The 21,242-nt window shown below is 63.2% G+C and carries 18 protein-coding genes; 6 read left to right on the plus strand and 12 right to left on the minus strand.

The genetic code is table 11. From position 1 onward, the window contains the following. Window positions 1–34: 34 nt before the first annotated feature. The 7 genes from SALLO_RS0109825 to tsaD all read right to left on the minus strand — a co-directional run bounded on the left by SALLO_RS0109825 (window position 35) and on the right by tsaD (window position 11,003). Window positions 35–1,837 carry an ABC transporter ATP-binding protein gene (locus SALLO_RS0109825; RefSeq protein ID WP_022836136.1) on the minus strand — a complete coding sequence of 601 codons (1,803 nt, stop codon included), beginning with the start codon at window positions 1,835–1,837 and terminating at the stop codon, window positions 35–37. Between the two features lie 766 nt (window positions 1,838–2,603). After that, window positions 2,604–3,176, minus strand: a complete 573-nt coding sequence (locus tag SALLO_RS18690; protein ID WP_211214088.1) for a GIY-YIG nuclease family protein — start codon at window positions 3,174–3,176, stop codon at window positions 2,604–2,606. A 669-nt stretch (window positions 3,177–3,845) separates the two neighbouring features. Next, window positions 3,846–6,260 (minus strand): polysaccharide biosynthesis tyrosine autokinase, encoded by a 2,415-nt coding sequence (locus SALLO_RS0109835; protein ID WP_022836138.1) that lies wholly within the window; start codon window positions 6,258–6,260, stop codon window positions 3,846–3,848. A gap of 44 nt (window positions 6,261–6,304) precedes the next feature. Next, window positions 6,305–6,832, minus strand: a complete 528-nt coding sequence (locus SALLO_RS17840) for an SLBB domain-containing protein (RefSeq protein ID WP_022836139.1) — start codon at window positions 6,830–6,832, stop codon at window positions 6,305–6,307. A 935-nt stretch (window positions 6,833–7,767) separates the two neighbouring features. Further along, window positions 7,768–8,808 carry a UDP-N-acetylglucosamine 4,6-dehydratase (inverting) gene (pseB, locus tag SALLO_RS0109845; RefSeq protein ID WP_022836140.1) on the minus strand — a complete coding sequence of 347 codons (1,041 nt, stop codon included), beginning with the start codon at window positions 8,806–8,808 and terminating at the stop codon, window positions 7,768–7,770. A 47-nt stretch (window positions 8,809–8,855) separates the two neighbouring features. Continuing rightward, entirely contained in the window at window positions 8,856–9,290 is a 435-nt protein-coding gene (locus tag SALLO_RS0109850; RefSeq protein ID WP_022836141.1) for a CoA-binding protein, read from the minus strand. Between the two features lie 708 nt (window positions 9,291–9,998). Continuing rightward, window positions 9,999–11,003 (minus strand): tRNA (adenosine(37)-N6)-threonylcarbamoyltransferase complex transferase subunit TsaD, encoded by a 1,005-nt coding sequence (tsaD, locus tag SALLO_RS0109855; protein ID WP_022836142.1) that lies wholly within the window; start codon window positions 11,001–11,003, stop codon window positions 9,999–10,001. 151 nt (window positions 11,004–11,154) lie between these two features. Between tsaD and SALLO_RS16505 the strand changes: the two genes are divergently transcribed. From SALLO_RS16505 to SALLO_RS0109875, 4 genes are read left to right on the plus strand one after another with little or no spacing between them, the layout of a single operon-like run. Further along, window positions 11,155–11,679: a hypothetical protein gene (locus tag SALLO_RS16505; RefSeq protein ID WP_022836143.1), complete on the plus strand. Its 525-nt coding sequence runs from the start codon at window positions 11,155–11,157 to the stop codon at window positions 11,677–11,679. Between the two features lie 35 nt (window positions 11,680–11,714). Next, complete coding sequence (locus SALLO_RS0109865) at window positions 11,715–12,206, plus strand: LytR C-terminal domain-containing protein (RefSeq protein ID WP_022836144.1); 492 nt, start codon at window positions 11,715–11,717, stop codon at window positions 12,204–12,206. 41 nt (window positions 12,207–12,247) lie between these two features. Then, entirely contained in the window at window positions 12,248–12,727 is a 480-nt protein-coding gene (rsfS, locus tag SALLO_RS0109870; protein ID WP_022836145.1) for a ribosome silencing factor, read from the plus strand. After that, the gene (locus SALLO_RS0109875; RefSeq protein ID WP_022836146.1) at window positions 12,727–13,131 is read left to right on the plus strand and encodes a DUF423 domain-containing protein; all 405 of its coding nucleotides are present in this window, start codon (window positions 12,727–12,729) and stop codon (window positions 13,129–13,131) included. Before rsfS ends, SALLO_RS0109875 begins: the two co-directional genes overlap by 1 nt. Window positions 13,132–13,155: 24 nt before the next feature. On the opposite strand, the gene glmM is transcribed toward SALLO_RS0109875, so the two are convergent. From glmM to SALLO_RS0109890, 3 genes are all read right to left on the minus strand, one after another. Then, window positions 13,156–14,535, minus strand: a complete 1,380-nt coding sequence (gene glmM / locus SALLO_RS0109880; RefSeq protein WP_022836147.1) for a phosphoglucosamine mutase — start codon at window positions 14,533–14,535, stop codon at window positions 13,156–13,158. A gap of 151 nt (window positions 14,536–14,686) precedes the next feature. Further along, window positions 14,687–15,589 carry an adenylate/guanylate cyclase domain-containing protein gene (locus SALLO_RS0109885; protein ID WP_022836148.1) on the minus strand — a complete coding sequence of 301 codons (903 nt, stop codon included), beginning with the start codon at window positions 15,587–15,589 and terminating at the stop codon, window positions 14,687–14,689. A gap of 277 nt (window positions 15,590–15,866) precedes the next feature. After that, entirely contained in the window at window positions 15,867–16,877 is a 1,011-nt protein-coding gene (locus tag SALLO_RS0109890) for a sodium:calcium antiporter (protein WP_022836149.1), read from the minus strand. A gap of 1,491 nt (window positions 16,878–18,368) precedes the next feature. On the opposite strand from SALLO_RS0109890, the gene SALLO_RS0109900 reads away from it, so the two are divergent. Then, window positions 18,369–19,151 carry a type III pantothenate kinase gene (locus SALLO_RS0109900; RefSeq protein WP_022836151.1) on the plus strand — a complete coding sequence of 261 codons (783 nt, stop codon included), beginning with the start codon at window positions 18,369–18,371 and terminating at the stop codon, window positions 19,149–19,151. Between the two features lie 60 nt (window positions 19,152–19,211). Here the strand turns inward: SALLO_RS0109900 and rpmA are convergent, their stop codons facing one another. After that, window positions 19,212–19,472, minus strand: coding sequence for a 50S ribosomal protein L27 (gene rpmA, locus SALLO_RS0109905; protein ID WP_022836152.1), 261 nt, complete (start codon window positions 19,470–19,472; stop codon window positions 19,212–19,214). Between the two features lie 49 nt (window positions 19,473–19,521). Beyond that, entirely contained in the window at window positions 19,522–19,845 is a 324-nt protein-coding gene (gene rplU, locus SALLO_RS0109910; protein WP_028567124.1) for a 50S ribosomal protein L21, read from the minus strand. 152 nt (window positions 19,846–19,997) lie between these two features. On the opposite strand from rplU, the gene SALLO_RS0109915 reads away from it, so the two are divergent. Then, complete coding sequence (locus SALLO_RS0109915; protein WP_022836153.1) at window positions 19,998–20,660, plus strand: fumarylacetoacetate hydrolase family protein; 663 nt, start codon at window positions 19,998–20,000, stop codon at window positions 20,658–20,660. The last annotated feature ends 582 nt before the right edge of the window (window positions 20,661–21,242 follow it).

The following is a 21,242-nucleotide window of genomic DNA, read 5'->3' on the forward strand; positions in this document are numbered from 1 at the left end:
TTCCATAGGTACCCCCCCTTCACACCTACACCCGTCAGAGACTTTGCATCTCCACCATCTCCCGAAAGCGCGACCCCTCATGCAACCGCAGGGCTTCGTAGGGGCCTTCCTCCACAATGCGCCCGTCGTCCAGCACGTACACGTGATCCACGTTTTTGATGGTGGAGAGCCGGTGCGCAATGATCACCACGGTCATCTCGCCTTTGAGCGCATCAATGCTTTGCTGAATGTAGCGCTCCGATTCGGTATCCAGCGCGCTGGTGGCCTCGTCCAGAATGAGCAGGTTCGGCTGCTTGAACAGCTCCCGCGCAATAAACAACCGCTGGCGCTGGCCGCCGGAGAGGCGCACGCCCCGGTCGCCCACCACCGTCTGGTACCCCTGCGGCAGGGCGCGGATGAAGTGATCCGCATGCGCCCGGCGCGCCGCATCGCGCACCCGCTCGTCGAGCGCCGCGTCTTGCGTCATATCGCCGGCCCATAGGCTAATATTATGCGCAATCGTGTCGTCAAATACAACCGTCTCCTGCGAGACGTAGCCAATCTGCGCGCGCCACGAGGCCAAGTCGATGGTCTCGGCCGGTACGCCGTCAATGCGCACGGTGCCTTGCTGCGGCTTGAGCAGGTACGTAAAGAGGTCAACGAGCGTCGACTTCCCCGCGCCCGACTCGCCCACAAAGGCGACCGTGGTATTCGCCGGAATCGTTATGTTGATGTCTCTGAGCACCGGCCCCTCGCTGGGGTCGTACGCAAACGATACATCCTCGCATGTGAGAGCGGTTTCCAGCGTGCCAATGGTCTGCCCGCCCTGCCGCTCCTGATGCCTGGTCACCTCGGCAAACTCCTCGTCGACCATCTCCACCGCCCCAATGCGGTCCATCATCATTTGAAAGCCCGACTGCATCGAGATGAGCGCCTGCATGCCCCGGTGGAAGAGCAATAGAGCAACGAAGATGGGGGCGACCGGCGCTTCAAATACCGTGACCTGGATGGCGATGAGGCTCACGATCAGGAGCACGGAAAACGGCTCCTTCAGCGCAGCCGTGAAAGCGCCTGCCACACGCTGCCGGAAGATGTAGTGCGTGAGCCGTTGGATGCTTTCCATCACGCCGGTGCGCAGGTGCGCCCCCTGGTTGGTGGAGGCAATGTACTTAAACGACTGCAGGCCCTGCACCAGCAGCTTGTTGAGCTGGCTCATCTCCTGCGAGCGCTTGCGCGACAGGGTGCGCACGTACACGTTCAGCCGGCGAAAGAGCGCAAACAGCACCGCGCCCACGCCGATCGCCATCAGCGAGAAGCGCCACGTGATGGCAAACGCAAAGGCAAAATAACTGATCGTTGTAATAATTTGTGTGAGGAACCCCGCAAAGCTGCCAAACGATGCAAAAAACTGGTTGATCTGACCATTGATGACGTTGATGAAGTGACCGGTATTGTGCTGGATGTAGTACCGGTAGTCCATCTGCTGGTAGGCATCGAAGAGGCGGCGCTTGAGCTCTCGCAACAGGCGGGACTGGAGGTAGCCCTGGTAGCCGCCGTTGGCAAACTGCAGGAGGCCCTTGCCCACGAAGACGACCGCGATGAATCCGAGGATGCCGATCATGGAGTCGGCGATGCCCATCCACTGGAGGAGGGTTTGCAGCCACCGCTCGGCCGTACTCATGTCGGCCGGCGCACTGCTGGTGGCCTGCGAGGCCTGCAAGAGGGGCAGCAGCAGCGTAATGCCGAAGCCCTGCGCGAGGGCCGTGGTGATCGTGAGGGCGAAGACGAGATACATCCGCCGTCCGATATACCGCCGGTAGATGCGCAGGTACCGGGCGATGTCGCGAAGCGTCTCCATGCCGTAGAGGTGCGTGTGTGTAGTGTGCGGTGTTGTAGCGGGCAAGCGCCGTGCCGGGTTCCCCAACGCGCCGCGGCCGATGGGCTTTTCGTGTGTGCCCGGGCGAGTGGCGGTCGGCCGGGCCTTCAGGATGATCTCTTTTGCATTGTACGGTACGTTTGATGGTTCAGATGGCCAATCGGGCCGGTTTGCGCAACTGCACGTCCAACACACCAAAAAAGCAAAAATCAGTGTGTCATCGCGAGGAATGAACGGAGTGAGTGACGCGGGGGCCGAAGGTCATATCTACGATGGGGCCGGAGGTCATGCCCCTGGTGGGGGCCGGAGGTCATATCTACGATGCAATCTCCATGTACGGAGCATAACGCTCCATTGCGGAGATGACACCTATGGCGTGACCTAAGGGCCTCACTTCCAGTATGACCTGACGATCTCCTTTCAGGGTGACCTCTTTTGCATCGTACGGTACGTTCCTGCCCCACTGCGGAGATTGCGCTTTCAGCATGACCTAAAGGCCCCCACGCTCCCTATGGTCGCTCGCAATGACATGAATGGTTAAAGCTGAAGAACAGACGTTGATGGTTCAAACGGTTTATCGCGGCTGACTGCGCAACTGCACGCCCAACGCACGAAGAAGCACTACCCTCCTTGTCATCGCGAGGACTGAGCGGACGCGAAGGACGTGGCGATCTCCATGTACGGAGCAATCTCCATGTATGAAAAGGCAAACGTCTGAAAAATGCCGAGGAGGCCCGCGTACGTCCTCTCAAAGATCAGCCGACAAGTCACGCCACGACGGGTTTTGCCGCTGGATACATGCCACCTTCTGTGCACGCGTCCCCGCCTTTAGCTGCTTCTCGCGACGGATCGCATCGCGCACCTCGCTGTAGGCCTCGGCATAGACCAGCTTCGTTGCGTTGTACCGCCGCACAAACGCGCTTCCTTCACCTTGCCGGTGCTCGGCCACACGCCGGCGCAGATCGTTCGTCATGCCGGTGTACAGGACGGTGTGATGAGCGTTCGTCAGGATGTAGACATAATATGTGCGCCGTGCCATAGCGCTTGACTGCCTCGTTTCGGTGCTTGCCCGATGGGACGATTTTTCCTTCAGGAAGAACTCTTTTGCATCGTACGGTACGTTCTTGCCCCACTGCGGAGATTGCGGCGCTCCCGCTGGTCGCTCGCAATGACATGAATGGTTAAAGTTGAGATCAGACGTTGATGGTTCAAACGGTTTATCAGGACTGATCGCGCAACTGCACGCGCAACACATCGAAAAAGCAAAAATCAGTGTGTCATCGCGAGGAATGACCGAAGGGAATGACGCGGCGATCTCCATGTACGGAGCATAACGCTCCATTGCGGAGATTGCCACGTCGCTCCGCTCCTCGCAATGACATTGAGGGTGGAATGCGAAAATGGTACATTGATGGTTCAAACGATTTATCGCGGCTGACTGCGCAACTGCACGCCCAACGTCCCAGAAAGGCAAGGTTCAATGTGTCATTGCGAGGAACGAACGGAGTGAGTGACGCGGCAATCTCCATGTACGGAGCGTAGCGCTCCACTGCGGAGATTGCCACGTCGCTCCGCTCCTCGCAATGACATTGAGGGTGGAATGCGAAAACGATACATTGATGGTTCAAACGGCCAATCGGGCCGGTTTGCGCAACTGCGCGTCCAACACACCAAAAAAGCAAAAATCAGTGTGCCATCGCGAGGAATGACCGAAGGGAATGACGCGGGGGCCGGAGGTCATATCTACGATGCAATCTCCGTGTACGAAGGACAACGCTCCACTGCGGAGATTGCCGCGCACCACAGGCATGACCTACGGCCCTCGCCTTCGCTCCTCGCAATGACAACAGTGGTGGAAGCACAAAGGGCACGTTAATGGTTCAAATGGCTCGGATGGGATTGGTCAACTGAACACCCAACACCCCGAAAGGCCAGGGCACTTGTTACCCCACCGCTGCTTGACATCCAAGGGCCGGTGAGGGACCTCTAGCTATCCGCGCAGCCAATCCCGGAGGCGCGTGCCGGTGGTGGCCTCGTTGTAGTAATTCGTCAGCTCGTGGTAGCCGTAGCTGTAGCCATAGCCGTAGTTGGTGCTGTCGAAGAAGTTGCTGGCGGTAAAGCGGTTCAGCACACAGCCCAGCACCGAGCCGTCCACCTCGCGGATGCGCTGCAGGGCATGATCCACCGCCCGCTGATCGGTGTCATCGGCGCCCACGACCAGCATCGTGCCGTCGCAGTGCGCCGATAGCGCCAAGGCGTCGCTGAAGAGCAGCACAGGCGGGGTGTCAAAGATCACCACGTCAAACTGCGGGCGCATCGCCTCGATGAAGTGCCGCATGCGCTGCGAGCCCAGCAGCTCGGACGGGTTGGGAACGGTCTCGCCCGCCGGCACGGCGTAGAGGTGGTCGATGGACGTCTCGAACCGCTCCACGGGTTGCCCTTCGTCGTACAGCAGGTGCGAGAGGCCCGGCTCCCGCTCGAGGCCCAACAGCTTGTGGAGGCGCGGACGCCGCAGGTCGGCGTCGATGATGAGCGTCCGCTTGCCGGCGCTGGCCAGCGCCACGGCCAGATTCACCGCCGTGGTGGTTTTGCCCTCGCCCTTCCCGGAGCTCGTCACATTAATCACCTCCACGTTCGCATCGGGGCGCGCAAACTGCAGGTTCGCGCGGATGCGCCGGTACGACTCCGCCACCGACGACATCGGGCTGACGAGCATCGCCAGCGTGGTGTCAATCGACGTGCCGTTCACCTGCACGTGCGACTGACCGTCGAAGTCGTCCGCAATCATGGGATCCATCGTGGGCACCACGCCCAGCACGCGATGCCCCTGCGCCTCCAGGTCGTCCGGCTGATGCACGCGGTTGTCCAGCTGATCCCGCAGCACCACCAGTCCGCCGCCCAGCAGCAGTCCCAAGAGCGCGCCGAAGAGCAAATTCTTCTTCGTGTCGGGCGCTACGGGCGCGTACGGCACGCCTGCCGGACGCACCACCTCGGCGTAGCCCACTTCCGACTGCTCGGCGATGCGCGCTTCTTGCAGCTTTTGACGGATGAAGCTGTACATGCTCTCGGCCGACCGCCGCTCGCGTTGCAACTGCGCCAGTTCAATGGATTGCGCCGGGATGCGCTCCAGCGTCTGCCGCGCTTCCACAAGCTCGTCTTGTACGGATTGAAGCTGCGCCTGCAGGCCGCTCACCTCGATGCGGAGTTGCGCCAGCTGCTCGCGCTGCTGCGCCACAAACGAGACGCCCCCACCGCCGCCCGATGCAGCACTGGACGGAATGCCGCCGGCCGCCAGCGACTCGTTCACGTACACCCGCGCGAGGGAGTCGGCCTGCGCCTGTAGGTTCTGAATGCGCTCCCGGAGCCGCTGCACCTCGGTCCGGATGGCCGGCGCGAACGGCTTCGTGTGTCGGCGCTGCACAGCATCCAGCTGAGTTTGCAGCTGCGCCTTTTGGGTTTGCACCGTGTTGAGCTGCGCGGGCACCGAGGAGGCTACCTGTTCGATCAGCTTCGGCTCAATGGAGGCCAGCTCGCGCTTCTGGCGTTCGATGGCCTGTTGCTTCATGTTCAGCTCAATGCGGAGCTGGTCGCGGCGCGCCTCAAGCTCCGCAATGCGGCTGACCGTCCGCTGCGTCTCCTGGTCGAGCGCCACGGCGCCTTCGCGGCGCATGTACGCCTCAATCTTGGCCTCGGCCCGCTCCACGCGTTGCTTGAACCGGTCGGCCTGGGTTTCCAGAAAGCGCCGCGACGCCTGCAGCTTCTCGCGACTCTTTTCCTTCGTCCGCTCGATGTACTCCAGCGCGTAGAGGTTGGCGATCCACGCCGCCTCACGCGGCCGGGTGCTCGTGGCGCTGATGCTGATGGCATCCACCTCCTGACTCGCCGCGCCCGCGCTCACAAACCCGCCCAGGCGTGCAGCGATGGCGCCCTCGGCGTAGCGCTTGCCCGTCTCCGCGTTCCGCACGATGCTAAACACACCTTCGTACCTGGGCAGGCGCGCCAGGCTGTCGATGCGAGCGGCCACGCGCTGCGCGATCACTTGCGAGTTGCGGAGCACAAACAGCTCGTTGGGTACCTTGCTGCTCTGGTAGCCAAAGGCCGACGACCGGTTGCCGCTGCCAAAGAGGGGCAGGGCGGTGTCCGATTCCTTTTTGATCATCAGCAGGGTCGCCGTGCGGTACTTCGGCGCAATGCTGTAGGTGTAGGCCGCGGCGGCGCCCAGCACCAGCACAAACGACGCGAGGATGATCCACTTGCCGCGCCACAGGGTGCCCAGTAGCTGCCGCAGCTGCATGCCGCCGGTCGCAGACGTTAGCGCCTCGGGGTATAGCGCGCTGCCGTTGGCGGGCGGGCGGTAGCCGTCGCCCGAGGGGCCGTTGGTTGGATGTAAAGGCGGATGCGCCATGGCCTGTCAAGCTGTCTACAAAGCGCGCACGGCCGCGGGCCGCGCTACGTGCGATCGAAGATGCGCAGGAGCAAGAGCGTGAGCGACAGCCCGGTGCTCGTGAGCGACAGCGCATCCCGCCACGTAAAGCCATCCGGCGGGCGAATGGTTTCCACGGTGATGATATCGCCGTCCTGGAGGTCGGGGTAGGACAGGCCGCCGCGCAGCATGTCCTGGAGGCGGGCCTCAAACAGCGGCGCCTCGGTGCTCGTTGCCGGCCGAAAGACGCGCACGTAGATCTTGGGCGGGTCCTGATTTTCGCCGCGCGGTGCAATGGGCGCGCCCCCCGCCATGGTCAGGAGCTTGTCGAGATCGGTGTTGATGGGAATCTCGTAGATGCCGGGCCGCGGCACCGTGCCCCATAGCTGCACCTGCACTGTAGCCTGTCCGGGGCGCGCGAAATAGAAGTAGGCGACGTTGTTCGTCTCCTTCATCTCGGCGATGCGCCCAATCTCCTGCGCGTGCGCCGGGCCGCTCCACGCGAGCAGCAGCAACAGCACGGGCCCAATCCAGCGGGTCAGCGGGGTAGTCATCAACGGCAAGGGGATGGCGGCAGGACACGGATGAATCATGCAAATAACGGGTCGCCCGCAGCACTTACAACCGTCTTACGGCGGATTCACAGAATCCCGTTGCGCGCCCGCTGCTCGCTCGTAATGACAAGAAAGAGTAGTGGGACACGAAGCGTCTATGGTTCAGAAGGGCCTTCGGTTTGGTTTGTGCAGCTGCACGCCCAACATATCAAAAAAGCAAAAATCAGTGTGTCATCGCGAGGACTGAACGGAGTGAAGGACGTGGGGGCCAGAGGTCATATCTACGATGCGATCTCCATGTACGGAGAATGTCGCTCCACTGCGGAGATTGCCCTTCCAGGATGACCTAAAGGCCCCCACGCTCCCTATGGTCGCTCGCAATGACATGAATGGTTAAAGCTGAAGAACAGACGTTGATGGTTCACATGGTTTATCAGGGCTGACTGCGCAACTGCACGCGCAACGCACGAAAAAGCAAAAATCAATGTGTCATTGCGAGGAACGAGCGGAGTGAGTGACGCGGCAATCTCCGTGTACGAAGGACAACGCCCCACTGCGGAGATTGCCACGCTCACTGCGTTCGCTCGCAATGACATCGAGAATGGAATGCAGGAGTGATGCGTCGTTGGTTCAAATGACCACTCGGGTTGGTTTGCGCAACTGCACGCCCAACGCACGAACAAACAATACCCTCCTTGTCATCGCGAGGACTGAGCGGACGCGAAGGACGTGGCGATCTCCATGTACGGAGAAGAACGCTCCATTGCGGAGATTGCCACGTACCACAGGCATGACCTACGGCCCTCGCCTTCGCTCCTCGCAATGACAACAGTGGTTGATGCCACAAACAAGGCGTCGATGGTTCAGATGGCCAATCGGGCCGGTTTGCGCAACTGCAAATATGTTCTCTTCAGGAGGCCCCAGCGCCGCCCGCGCTATGATGGGGCGGCGCCGTTGGTTACCGCGGGGGCCGCGGCCGGGCCCGCCACAAACCGCTGGATCATCGGCCGCAGCGCATCCACCGAGAGCCACCGGTCGTTCGTGTCGCTGCGATAGGCAAACCCCTCGCCGCACCACGCGCCGCCGTGCACGTCCTGGTACGTCGCCGCCGGCCACGGCCCAAACGTGGGGACGATGGCAAAGTGATCGTCGAAGGCGAGCGTGTCGCGCGCCACATCCGACGGGATCATGGCCTCGTGGAGCTTTTCGCCCGGACGAATCCCCACCACGTCCTGCTCGCAGGTGGGCCCCACGGCCGTCGCCAGATCCGTGATCTTGATGCTGGGGCTCTTGGGCACGAAAATCTCGCCGCCGTGCATGTCCCCGAGGCGCGCGATCGTAAACCGCGCGGCCTGCGGCAGCGTGATCCAAAAGCGCGTCATGCGCGGATCGGTGATGGGCAGCACGCCGGTGGATCGCTTCTTGAGAAAAAACGGCAGCACGCTGCCCCGGCTGCCGGCCATGTTGCCAAAGCGCACCACGCTCAGCCGGGTGTGCTCCGGCGCCCGGTGGTTGCCCGCCACAAACAATTTGTCGGCGCACAGCTTCGAGGCGCCGTAGAGGCTGATGGGATTCGCGGCCTTGTCGGTGCTCAGCGCGATGACGCGCGCCACGCCTTCCGCGACGGCCGCCTCCACGACGTGGTGGCTGCCCAGCACGTTGGTCTTGATCGGCTCGATGGGCGCGCGTTCCCCTGCCGGCACGCGCTTCAGGGCCGCGGCATGAATCACCACATCGGCCCCGGCAAACGCCTGACGCAGGCGCTCAAGGTCGCGCACGTTGCCCATGACGTAGCGCAAGGCAGGATGCGCCGCCGGGGGCCACTCTTCCTGCATCTGGGCGTGCTTCCCCTCGTCGCGGCTAAAGATCGTGATCTGCTCGGGGGCGTGCTCGGCAAGCAGTATGCGCAGGAGGGCGTGCCCAAACGACCCGGTGCCGCCGGTCACCACGACCCGCTGTCCATCCAATATCCCCATGCAGCCTCACTCTTCCATGAAACAAGCAGCGTCGTATGGCCTGCGGGCTATGCGCTGTGGTGCTGCCCGTGAACGACCATGATGCACCGGTTTTTAACGTAGGGGAGCGCGTGTTCAGTTGCCAGTGCCTCCGCTTCGGCGCTGGAGACGCCCAGCTGCGTCCAGATGACGGGCTTCCGATCGGTGGCTTTGCCGCGTTCGATGACGTCGCGCACCATGTCGGCGGTGTGGTCGGCCCGGCGGAAGATGTCGACGATGTCGATCGATACGTCGGCGGGAATGTCTTGCACCCGCGGGTAGCACGGCACGCCGAGCACCTCGTCGTACGCCGGGTTCACCGGGACGATGCGGTAGCCCTGGTCCTGCAGGTAGCGCGCAATCTTGTGGCTCGTGCGCGTGGGCCGCGCCGAACACCCCACGATAGCGATGGTCGTGGCGCGGTCTAAGAGGGCGCCGAGGTCGAGCGTGGACGGGTCGGGCATGTCGCAGCGGTAGGGTGTGGATACGGCGGGTGTGGGTATATCCGCGATGCCTTGCGGAGTTCATCGGCGCGCTCCAACGGCACTGCGAGAGGCCGGCGACCATGATTCGTCACTATCCATTGCGCAATGGCGGAAGGTCACCGGACGGTGGGAGGGTGCACGTCTGCATCGATTGCACCTACGGCATGACCTAAAGGCCTCGCTTTCGGGATGACCTAATGCCTCCTTCAGGATAGCCTCTTCTGCATTGTATGCTACGTTCCTGCCCCACGGCGGAGATTGCCACGCTCCCCATGGTCGCTCGCAATGACATGGATGATTAAAGTTGAAGAACAGACGTTGATGGTTCAAACGGTTTATCAGGGCTGGCTGCGCAACTGCACGCCCAACACACGAAAAAGCAAAAATCAGTGTGTCATCGCGAGGACTGAACGGAGTGAAGGACGTGGCGATCTCCATGTATGGAGGATAGCGCTCCATTGCGGAGATTGCTCCTCTGGACGGTTCACCCCTATGTGCTGTACGGTGCGTTCCTGCCCCACTGCGGAGATTGCGCTTTCAGCATGACCTAAAGGCCCCCACGCTCACTGCGTTCGCTCGCAATGACAAGAAGGGGGAAAGGCAGAAACGATACGTTGATGGTTCAGATGACCGTTCGGGCCGGTTCGCTCAACTGCACCCGCACCACACGAAGCCGCCTGCTTTGGGCTAGAGCGCAAGGCGCGGGTCGATGTCTAGCGTCGCGGGGGCCGCGGTGCCACGGGCCCACCGGAGGGCCCCCACGTGCGCAATCATAGCAGCGTTGTCCATGCAATAGTCCATGGGCGGGAGGTGCACCGACAGCCCGCGCTGGGCCGCAAGGGTATGCACCGCCGCGCGGAGCGCGCTGTTGGCCGCCACGCCGCCCGCAATGGTGATCGTCGACACGCCGGTAGCCGCAACGGCATCCGCCAGCGCGCCCACGAGCACATCCACCACCGCCTGCTGAAATGACGCGCACACGTCGGCCAAGTGGGCATCGAGCACCGCCGCCCGCTCTGCCCCCAGGTCGCGCAGGTAGTACAGCACCGACGTCTTGAGGCCGCTAAACGAAAAGTCGAACGCATCGAGCCGGGTGCGCGGAAAGTCGTGAAACGACGGATCGCCGGCGGCCGCGTGCGTGTCGATGGCCGGCCCGCCGGGGTAGCCCAGGTCGAGCAGCTGCGCCACCTTGTCGAACGCCTCGCCCGCCGCATCGTCGCGCGTTTGGCCCAGCACGCGGTGCGTAAAGGTATCCGCGACGTGCACCAGCATCGTATGGCCGCCCGACACGATGAGCGCCACGTACGGCCGCTGCGGGGGCTCGGGGGCCAGATCGGTCGAGTAGAGGTGGCCCGCCAGGTGGTTCACCCCAACGAGCGGCAGCCCACGGCCCGCGGCGAGGGCCTTGGCGTAGCTGAGCCCCACGAGCAGCGATCCCGGCAACCCGGGCCCGTGCGTTACCGCGACGGCGTCGAGCGCATCGAGCGACACCTCCGCCTCCGCCAGGGCCTGCTGCACCACCGGCGCGATGTACCGCTGATGGTTCCGCGAGGCAAGCTCCGGCACCACGCCGCCATAGTCCGCATGGATGTCGTGCTGTGACGAGACGATGCTCGATTGCACGGCGCCATCACGCAGCACGGCGGCCGCGGTATCATCGCACGATGTTTCAATACCCAAGAGGCAGCTCATTGATAGACGCCGACGGTTCGAGGGGATGCGCCCTCGGCCCAACACCGGGCAAAATTGCGGGTTTCCATCCGAACAAAACCTACACACGCAGCGTTATGCTTGCGCGTACTTCTTGCACCCAACGGCTTTCATCGCAGACGCCCCCGGCCCTATGCGCATCCGTACCACTGCTTCCCTTGCCTGCGTGCTGCTCTTCTTGCTGTGCGCCACGCCCAGCCACGCGCAGCTGCGCGCCACGAGCCCGAGCGGGCCGTCGCCGGTGCGCCTGTACCAGCAGGCCTCCGACGCGCTCGATGGCTTGCTGCCCAACGATCGCTTCAAGATGAATCACTCGTTTTCGATGTCGTTTGGCTCGTTCGGCGGGCGCTCAACCTCGCTGGGCATGTACACGAACACGATGATGTGGCAGCTGAACGACGAGCTGGCCGCCCGCGCCGATGTGAGCCTTGCGTATTCGCCCATGAACAACAGCTTCGGGCAGCAGCAGGCCCCGCGGGTCATTCTGCAGAACCTGGAGGTGGCCTACAAGCCGACCGACAACATGTCGATTCGCTTCCAGATGCGTCAGAGCCCGTACGGCGCCTTCCATAGCCCGTATGGCTACCGCCGCGGCTACGGGCACGGCGTTGGCTTTATGCAGCCCACCGCGACCGAGTCGCTGTTCTGGAGCAACTAGCCGTCTGTTCTGCTGAATCACCTTGCGCGCTGCTTATGCGCTTCTCGTGGCGCTCGCTTGCTGCCGGCCCGCTGCTCACCGTTCTCATCGTTGTCCTGGCGGGCGGAGCCCTGGTGCTGGGGTACGCCTTCGTGCAGCAGTCGCTGCAGCCCCCCAGCGACCCGACCCGCGTGCAGCGCAACCCCACGCTGGTGAGCGACGTCATCCAGGTGTCGGTGCAAAATGGCTGCGGCGTGGCGGATGTGGCCGAGCGCACCACGCACTTCCTGCGCGGCCGCGGCTTCGATGTGGTGCAAACGGGCAACTACACGTCGTTCGGCGTGGCCCGCTCGAAGGTGATCGACCGCACCGGCGACCTGGCCTCCGCCCGCAAAGTGGCCCGCGCGCTGGGCATCCCCACCTCGCGCGTGGTGCAAGACCTTGCGCCCGGTTTGTATTTGGATGCGTCGGTGGTGCTGGGCCGCGATTACGAGCAGCTGCGCCCCTTCCGCGGATCCCGCGTCGCAGCGACGGCGCTCGCGCCCTGAGGGCGCAGTTGCGTATGTTTTCCTTCCATGATTGAACGCCTATGGCTTCTTCATCCTCAACATCGTCTGCTTCGTCCTCGCCCGCCAAACAGCGCGTGCCGCGCAATGCCGGCTACGAGCTTGCGGCCTATGCCGTGGATGCGATGGCGGACAAAAAGGCCACGGACATCGTGGTGCTCGACCTTCGCTCCATTAGCAGCATGGCCGACTTCTTCGTGATTGGCACGGGCCACTCCGACCTGCAGGTGCGCGCCATTGCCAACGGCGTGATGGACGACATCGAAGAGATCTGCGACGAGACGCCCTGGCACAAAGAGGGCCTCGATCATCGGCAGTGGGTGCTGCTCGATTATGTAGATCTGGTGGTGCACGTCTTTAGCGCCGAGCGCCGCGAGCATTACAACATTGAGCGCTTGTGGGGAGAGGCCACGGCCGAGGAGGTGCCCACCGATGGCGATGCGGCCGATGTGGCGTTGCTGCAACAGCTGTTGCGCGGCGACACGCCGCCGGAGGATGCGTGATGCCAATCGTTGACGACGCCATTCCGACCACGGCCCGCCTCTTTCTTATCGTTGGGAGCGTGCTGGCCGGGCTTGCCGTTGCGGCGGGCGCGTTTGGGGCGCACGGCCTCGACGGCCGCGTCTCGCCCGACCGCATTGCGACCTTCGAGACGGGCGCGCAGTATCACATGTACCACGCCCTGGCGCTGCTTGTGGTGGCCTGGCTTGTAAGCATCGGCGGCGGCGCGCTGGCTGTGGCGGCCGGGTACGCCTTCCTAACGGGCATCGTCATCTTTTCGGGCAGCCTGTACCTGCTCGTCCTCACCGATACGCCCTGGCTGGGCGCCATCACGCCGCTGGGCGGCGTCGCGTTTATCGTGGGCTGGGGACTGCTGGCCTGGAGCGCCTGGTCGGGCGGTGGATGACGGGCGCGCCGCGGGCGGCACCGCTCACGGTACGGCGGCGCGAAGCTCCTCTTTGAACCGCGTGGCAAGGGCCTGCGCCTCGTCAGCCGTGGGCGCCTCGGCGTACACCCGCAAGATCGGTTCGGTGTTGGACGGCCGCATGTGCACCCACCGATCATCAAAGCTAATCTTGAGGCCGTCGACGGTCGACAGCTCGGCTTCGCCGTCGTAGCGCTCCTCCATCGCGCGGAGGAGCGCCTGCACGGGCAGCCCGTCAAGCGGCAGTTTGTCTTTGGCCATGGCGTACTGCGGCAGCGCATCGTGCACCGCCGCGAGCGTCGTCTGCTGGTTGGTGAGGTGCTGCAGCACCATCGCGACGCCCACGAGCGCATCGCGGCCGTAGTGCAGCTCCGGCAGAATGACGCCGCCGTTGCCCTCGCCGCCCAGCACCGCATCGACGGCCTTCATGGTCTGCACGACGTTGATCTCGCCCACGGCCGAGCGGTGCACCGGCTGTCCGTGCGCGGCGGCCACGTCGTCGATGGCGCGGGACGACGAGAGGTTCGTGACGAACGGCCCGTCGCGGAAGCCCCACAGGAAGTCGGCGGCAAGGACCTGCGTCAGCTCTTCGAGGATGAAGCGCCCCGCGTTGTCGACGAGCGCGAGCCGGTCGGCGTCGGGGTCGACGGCCACGCCCAAATCGGCGCCCGTGGAGGCGACGGTCTCGGTGAGCTCGGTCAGATGCGCGGGCCGCGGCTCGGCCGGGTGCGCAAAGCGTCCGGTCGGTTCGCAGTGGAGGGGAATGGTGGAGGCCCCAAGGCGCTCCAGCAGGGCCGGAAGGGCCACGCCCCCCACCGAGTTGACGCCGTCCACGACCACCGTGAATGCCTGTTCGGCAATGGCCGCCGCGTCGATGAAGTCGAGCGCCAAAATGGCGTCGAGGTGCGCGGGCAGCGCATCGGCCGTGGCGTAGCTGCCGGTCGACGCATAGCCGACGGGCGCGGCGTCCGCCGCCTCGGCCATGGCAATGATCGTTTCGCCTTGCGCGGGCGTCAGAAACTCGCCGTGCTCGTTCAGGAGCTTCAGCGCGTTCCACTCTTCCGGATTGTGCGAGGCCGAGAGGATGATGCCCCCGGCGGCGCCGCGCTGCAGGACCGCCAGCTCTACCGTGGGCGTGGCGGCCAGCCCCACGTCAATCACGTCGCACCCCATGCCGCGCAGCGTGGCCATCACGAGGTCCGCGCACAGCGGACCGGTAACGCGGGCGTCGCGGCCTACAACAATCACCGGGGCGCGGCCCTGCGCGACGGCTCGCTTGCGCGCCCACGTGCCATACGCGCCGGCGTAGCGCACCAGCACCGACGGGTCGAGCCCGTCGCCCACAATGCCACGAATGCCAGAAATGGATGCAATGAGGGTGCCCATCGGTTGGGGAGTCTTGCGTTCTGAAGAATAATCGCTGTCGTGGACCCGTGGGGCGTCGACGGGGCGCGCCCGGCCCACACGTCCGGGAGATGTCTAACGGTTGGCGGCGTTCCCGTCGCGCGCCCGCCTGTGCTTCTGACGGGCCTGCCGGCTACGAGCGGCATTCAAAGTGCACCGGACGGGCCTCTTCCTTGTCGAAGCTACGCCCCAAGCTGATGCGGCCGCTGCCTTGCAGCTGCACCTGGTCGCGGTGGAGAAACATCGGGTCGTTGTTGCCCAGCTGCACGTACGTTCCGTTGGTGCTGGCATCCATAAAGACGAACGCCCCGTTCCGAAACTCGATCTGGGCATGCCGCCGCGACACGCGGGCATCGCGCACCGTGAAGTCGTTGGAGGGGCTGCGCCCGATGGAAAACGGCCCGTCGTTGGTTACGATCGTGCGCCGGTCGTCAATCGACAGCTCCAGCTGCATCGTATCATCGCTGCTCATGGGCGGCTCAAAATCGCGGGCCACGATGGTGAGGTCTTGGCGCGAGCGCTGGGGCAGGATCTCGATCATCTCCAACGGCTCATCGCGCCCCTTCACCTGCGCCGTGCCCAGACTGCGCACATTGGGCTGCAGAAACTCCGGCAGCTGGTCCATGGTCACGCGGTCGGTCATCACCTGATCGGGGCGCGCCCAATCCACCAGCCGGGCTGCCACATTCACCGCATCGCCGTACACATCGCCGTCGTCCTCCTGAATCACCGGCCCGTAGTGCATGCCTACGCGAATGATGACGTTGGCCCGCGACAGCTGGTCGTCTTCGTTCACGACCTGCGTCATCTTCGACACCGCGGACACCGCCGAGGGCAACTGCTCGAACGTACCCATAATCTCGTCGCCAATCGTCTTGATCACCACCCCGTCGTTGCCCGTGGTCTCATCCGCCAGCAGTTCCAGCGTTCGGGCAATCAGGTGACGCGCGCGCTCGTCCCCCAGGTTCTCGTACAGCTTGGTACTTCCACAGACATCGGCAAAGTAGATGGCAAGTTCGCGGCCTTCTTGCTCCATGTTAAGCTGAGCGGATCGGTCGTTTAGCGATTAGCGAATGCACGTGGCGCTGCGGCGGAGGCGTCAGCGGCCCCAACCGAGGGCATTGGAGTTGGCAACGGAAGGCACCTTGGCCGGAATGATGGGCCCGCGACGGCTGCCACGGGGCAAGAAAGCACACGACGGCAGCGAAAAGTAGAACCTCAAGCAGCGGCACTGTTCCATAACACTCGTTTCCAAAAGCCCACACACGCGTTCCTGCGGTCTTCCTTTCGATTGGCACAGGCTGCAGAACGCGCTACCCCACAACCACGCTTGTAACGCCCATCGTCTCCAGCACCATCCATCCAACAAACACCCCATACAGCACCAGCAGCACCCAGGCTTCAAAGCGCGTCAGCGAGAGCCGGGTGCGCAGCATGGCAAACAGCACGATGCTGACGAGCGTCAGGTAGCCCATCATGGGCACCGCTACGGTAAAGTCGACCGGCGCGGCGCCCGCGATAAGGATGCCCACGGGCACGGCAATCAGCAGATCGAAGATGTTGCTGCCCAGCACGTTGGCCATGCTCATGGTGCCCTCGCCCCGCTGCGCCGCCCGCACGCTCACAAACGCGTCCGGCAAACTCGTACCGGCAGCGATGACCGTAAGCCCCCACAAAAACGGCGGCGTGCCAAACCATTCGCCCAGCCCCAGCGCCGACTGCACCAGCGCCTCAACCCCGCCGATGATGACCACGAGGCTGATGAGCAGGCGCCCCCACTCGCGGCCCACTTTGATGGTGTCGGGCACCTCATGGTCGGGCTCGTACTCGCTCATGTCCTGCTGCTGCAAGAACAGGTACAGGCCGTACAGCAGCACCGGCACGATTGCCAGCGGGCGCGTCATCTCGCCCACGAGCTCGCTGCCCGGCACGGGGTTGTAGATCACCGCCAGGGCAAAGATGAGCAGCGTAACGGCCACCGAGGTGATGTAGAACTGCGCATCTTTGTACACCAGCATGCGCGCGGACGTCAGCTGCTGGCCGACCAATCCCGAAATGCCGGGAATGACGAGGATGTTGAAGATCGCCGAGCCCACAATGGCCGATACGCCCAAATCGAACGAGCCGTGCAGCAGGGTCGCAATGACGGTGCTGGAAAGCTCCGGAAAGCTCGACCCCACCGCCGCGATCACGGCGCCCTGCACGATAACCGGCAACTGGTAATACATGGCCAGCCGCTCGGAGGCCTTCTCCAACAAGCCGCTGCCCTTCCAGCACACGGCGGTTCCGAGGACGGCGAGGCCAACGTAAAGCAGCAGTTGCATGTACAAAGCGAGGCATATGCGCAGGCGGACTGCTTGGATGATACCAGTCCGCAGGCGCAATCGCCAACCAGGTGGCGGCTCTCCCCATTATCATTGGACGATCGCAACCCTGCCCCCCGCGATGCGTGAGGTGGCCCCCGACGCTCTTCACATCTGCTTACTCCTCGCGATGACAAGAAAGGATTTTTTTCTTTGGGACGTTGCGCGTGCAATAGGACAACCCGGCCCGAACGACCATTTGAACCATTAACGATGCGTTGTCTCTTTTCTCCTTTCATGTCATTGCGAGCGACTGGAAGGAGCGCGGGGGCCTTTAGGTCATCCTGGAAGGGGGGCCTTTAGGTCATCCTGGAAGGGGGGCCTTTAGGTCATGCCGTTAGGTGCAATCTCCGCAGTGGAGCGTTACGCTCCGTACATGGAGATTGCCACGTCACGCCCTACGGTCGTTCCTCGCAATGACACACTGGTTTATGCTTTTTTGTGCGTTGCGCGTGCAGTTACGCAGTCAGCCCTGATAGACCATTTGAACCATCAACGTCTGGTCTTCAGCTTTAACCATTCATGTCATTGCGAGCGACCATAGGGAGCGTGGCAATCTCCGCAATGGGGCAGGAACGTGCCGTACAAGGCAAAAGAGGTCACCCTGAAAGGGGCAATCTCCACAGAACGGCAACTTCCACATCGGATCGTTCTCCTTCGTACACGGAGATCGCACCAGGGGCATGACCTCCGGCCCCCGCGTCATTCCCTTCGGTCATTCCTCGCGATGACAAGGAGGGTATTGCTTGTCCGTGCGTTGGGCGTGCAGTTGGGCGAACCGGCCCGAATGGCCATTTGAACCATCGACGCCTCGTTTGTGCCATCAACCACTGTTGTCATTGCGAGGAGCGAAGGCAAGGGCCGTAGGTCATCCCTGTGGTACGCGGCAATCTCCGCAATGGACTGTTGATCTTCGTACATGGAGATTGCCACGTCACGCCCTACGGTCGTTCCTCGCAATGACAAGGTGGGGGTTGCAGTTATCGACATGTCGGGCGTGCACTTGCACAAACCGGCCGGAACGGCCATCTGAACTATCCACGCGTGATCCTTCATGCGGTCATTCATGTCATTGCGGGCGACCAACGGGAGCGCGAGGGCCGCTAGGTCATCCTGGAAGGGGGCCTTTAGGTCATGCCGTAGGTGTAATTTCCGCAAACGAGCAAAAATCTGTCGGACATTGCAATCAGCGAAACGTACTGACAGAGCAATTGAGTGAGGCATCGTGAATCTGCCCTATGCGCTTCAAAGTCAGCTCCTGCTTCCGGGGGGTATCATCGTCATTTTACAAATCACTCCTGATCGGTGTCAGCACGAACCCCAAATTGATACGATTGCCCAGTCCATGGGCGGCGTTTCGCATTACCATTTGACGATCGCAACCCTGCCTCCCGCGATGCGTGAGGTGGGCATCCCCGACGCCTGCTGCTTTTCGCCCGCCGCTTTGTTGCCATGCTGCTCGCCCTCGACATCGGAAATACGGCGATCAAAGCGGGCTGCTTTGCCGGCCACCGGCTGGTGGCGGTTGAGGCGCACCGCTGGACATCTGGCGCGCCGCGGGCGTGGGACGCCGCATGGGAGACGCTGTGGGCGCAGCTTTCGGTACCGGCGCACGAGGTGGAGCGCATCGGGCTGGTCTCGGTGGTGCCCGAGGCCCGCGCCCGTCTGACGGCTGTGCTGGCCGCTCGCTTCGCTTGTCCGCTTGTGACGGTGACGCCCGCCCTGCCGCTTCCGTTTACGATGGCCTACGAGACGCCCGACACCCTCGGCGCCGATCGGGTGGCCGCGGCCGCCGGGGGATGGGCGCGCTACCGCGTGCCGGGGCGTCCGCTGCTCGTCATCGACGCGGGCACGGCCATCACGTACGAGGTGCTCACGGCCGACGGGTGCTACCGGGGCGGCGCCATCGCACCGGGGCCCGCGCTCATGGCCCGCGCCCTGCACGATCGCACCGCCCAACTCCCCGAGGTACCCCTCGCGCCACCGCCCGACGTGATCGGCGCCTCGACCAACGCCGCGCTGCAAAGCGGCATCGTGTGGGGTGCCGTGGAGAGCGTCCGCGGCATGATTGCGCGCTACACGCGCCGCCTCGACGCGCCCCCCGTGGTGGTGCTCACCGGCGGCGGGCATCCGCTGCTGGCCCCGCACCTCGACGCCCTCGATCATGTCGATCCGCACCTGGTGCTGCGCGGCGTGCAGGTGCTCACCGCAGCGGCTTCGTCGTCGGCTGCATAGCAAAAGCCCCTGCAGCGCTAGGCTCCAGGGGCTTGCAAATGGAAGCGTGTCAACGACGCGCTACGCGTCCTCCGGTACAATGTGCACGAACCGGCGGTTGCCGCGGCTGCGCTTGAAGTGCACCTTGCCCGCTTTCTTGGCGAAGAGCGTATCGTCGCCGCCCTTGCCTACGTTTTGTCCGGGATGAAACTTGGTGCCGCGCTGACGCACAATGATGCCGCCTGCTTTGATAAACTCGCCGCCGTACGCCTTCACGCCCAGGTACTTCGGATTCGAGTCCCGACCGTTTTTGGTCGAGCCCATGCCTTTCTTATGTGCCATAACAACCTCGCAGGTCCAAATTCAGAAGTTTGCTGCTGCGCCCTCAGGGTTACGCCCCGGCCGCCACCGACTCGATCGTGATTTTGGTGTAGCGCTGGCGGTGTCCGCGCTTTACGCGATACCGCTTGCGTCGTTTCTTTTTGAAGACGATGATCTTGTCGCCCTTCACCTGGTCGATCACGCGCGCCGTAACCGACGCCCCCTCTACGGTGGGCGTGCCCAGCGTGGTTGCTCCCTCCCCGTCGGAAGTGAGCAGCACCCGGTCGAGCGTGAGCGTGTCATCTACGGCCGCCTCGGAATGGTACGGCACGTAGATGGTGTCGCCTTCGTGTACCTTGAACTGCTTATCTTTTACGTCAACAATCGCGTACATGAGCCGTCTCTGCTTTGGAGCGCCGGGTTGAGTACCGACGCGAGAGTGAATAAATGCGGCGGACGCTGCCTGTGGCAGCCGTTTGCAGACGATAGCCACGCGATGCGTGCGCCCAAGTTTCTAAAGGCCCCACAAACCACCATCTGTTTCCCATGAAGATCTCTCTCCCCTCGTCAGACGCGCCGGTGCGCCCGGGCAAGCTGCTGTGCATTGGCCGCAACTATGCAAAGCACGCGGCCGAGATGGATAGCGATGTACCCACGACGCCTATGGTGTTTCTGAAGCCGTCTACAGCGCTCGTGCGCAGCGGCGGCGCGGTCACCATTCCGCGGGCGTCGTCGAATGTGCACCACGAGCTGGAGCTGGTGGTGGCCATCGGGCGGCGCGGCAAAGACATTCCGGCGGCCGACGCGCTCGACTATGTGGCGGGCTACGCGCTGGGGCTCGACATGACGGCGCGCGACATCCAAAGCGCGGCCAAAGAGCGGCGGCATCCGTGGTCGGTGGCCAAGGGCTTCGATACGTTTGCGCCCCTGGGGCCGTTTGTGCCGGCGCGGTCGGTGGAGAATCCGCAGGCGCTCACCTTTCAGCTGGCGGTGAACGGCACCGTGCGGCAGCAGGCCGACACCCGCCACATGATCTTTTCGGTGGCCGACCTCATCGCGTACTGCTCGACCGTGTTTACGCTGGAAGCGGGCGACCTGCTCTACACCGGCACCCCCGAGGGCGTGGCGCAGGTACAGGCCGGCGACGTTCTCGAAGCGACGGGCGACGGGCTGGAGCCGCTGCGCGTCACCGTAGGCGCGGCCCGCTAATCAACTGTTGCGAGAAATTACACACCTGGAAACCTTTGCGAACGCACGGTCCGCCGGCCTTGAAGAGAAGGGCGTCTCGGACGGACTGAAGAAACCCGCGAGTAAAATCATCACGGGTTGAGCATCCGATGCAACGCAAGGATGTGTCCGCGTGGGGAATGCACAACGAGGAGCGCACGCGCAGCCAACAATCCGTCGTGCCACGGCCATCGTGATTCTGTGCGCGCGTTTGACTGAGCCATGCCCTAAATTGGCACCCATGCTAATGTAGTGGGTACGACCGGCCGGTCGTACCCACGGCGGCCTTGCAAGTTGTTGCTCCGAGAGCCGACAAACCCGTAGAACGGCACCCGTTCGATGATTGTAGCGGGTTCCGGAGATCGTCAGCGGCTCGCTTCACAGCCGTAATTTTTGGATTCGTTTCTGGATCCAGCCAAAAATGAACACCTTTGTGCCCATTCAGCCTTGGTGGCTCTCCGTACCTGATCTGTTTTGGAGAACGAGCATCATCAGGTGTCACCCGAAATAATCTGTCAGAAGTAGACCGGACGTGTACGTTCAGCTCCCCACCTGGTGTTATGA

The organism is Salisaeta longa DSM 21114, assembly GCF_000419585.1.
Taxonomy (GTDB): Bacteria; Bacteroidota; Rhodothermia; order Rhodothermales; family Salinibacteraceae; genus Salisaeta; species Salisaeta longa.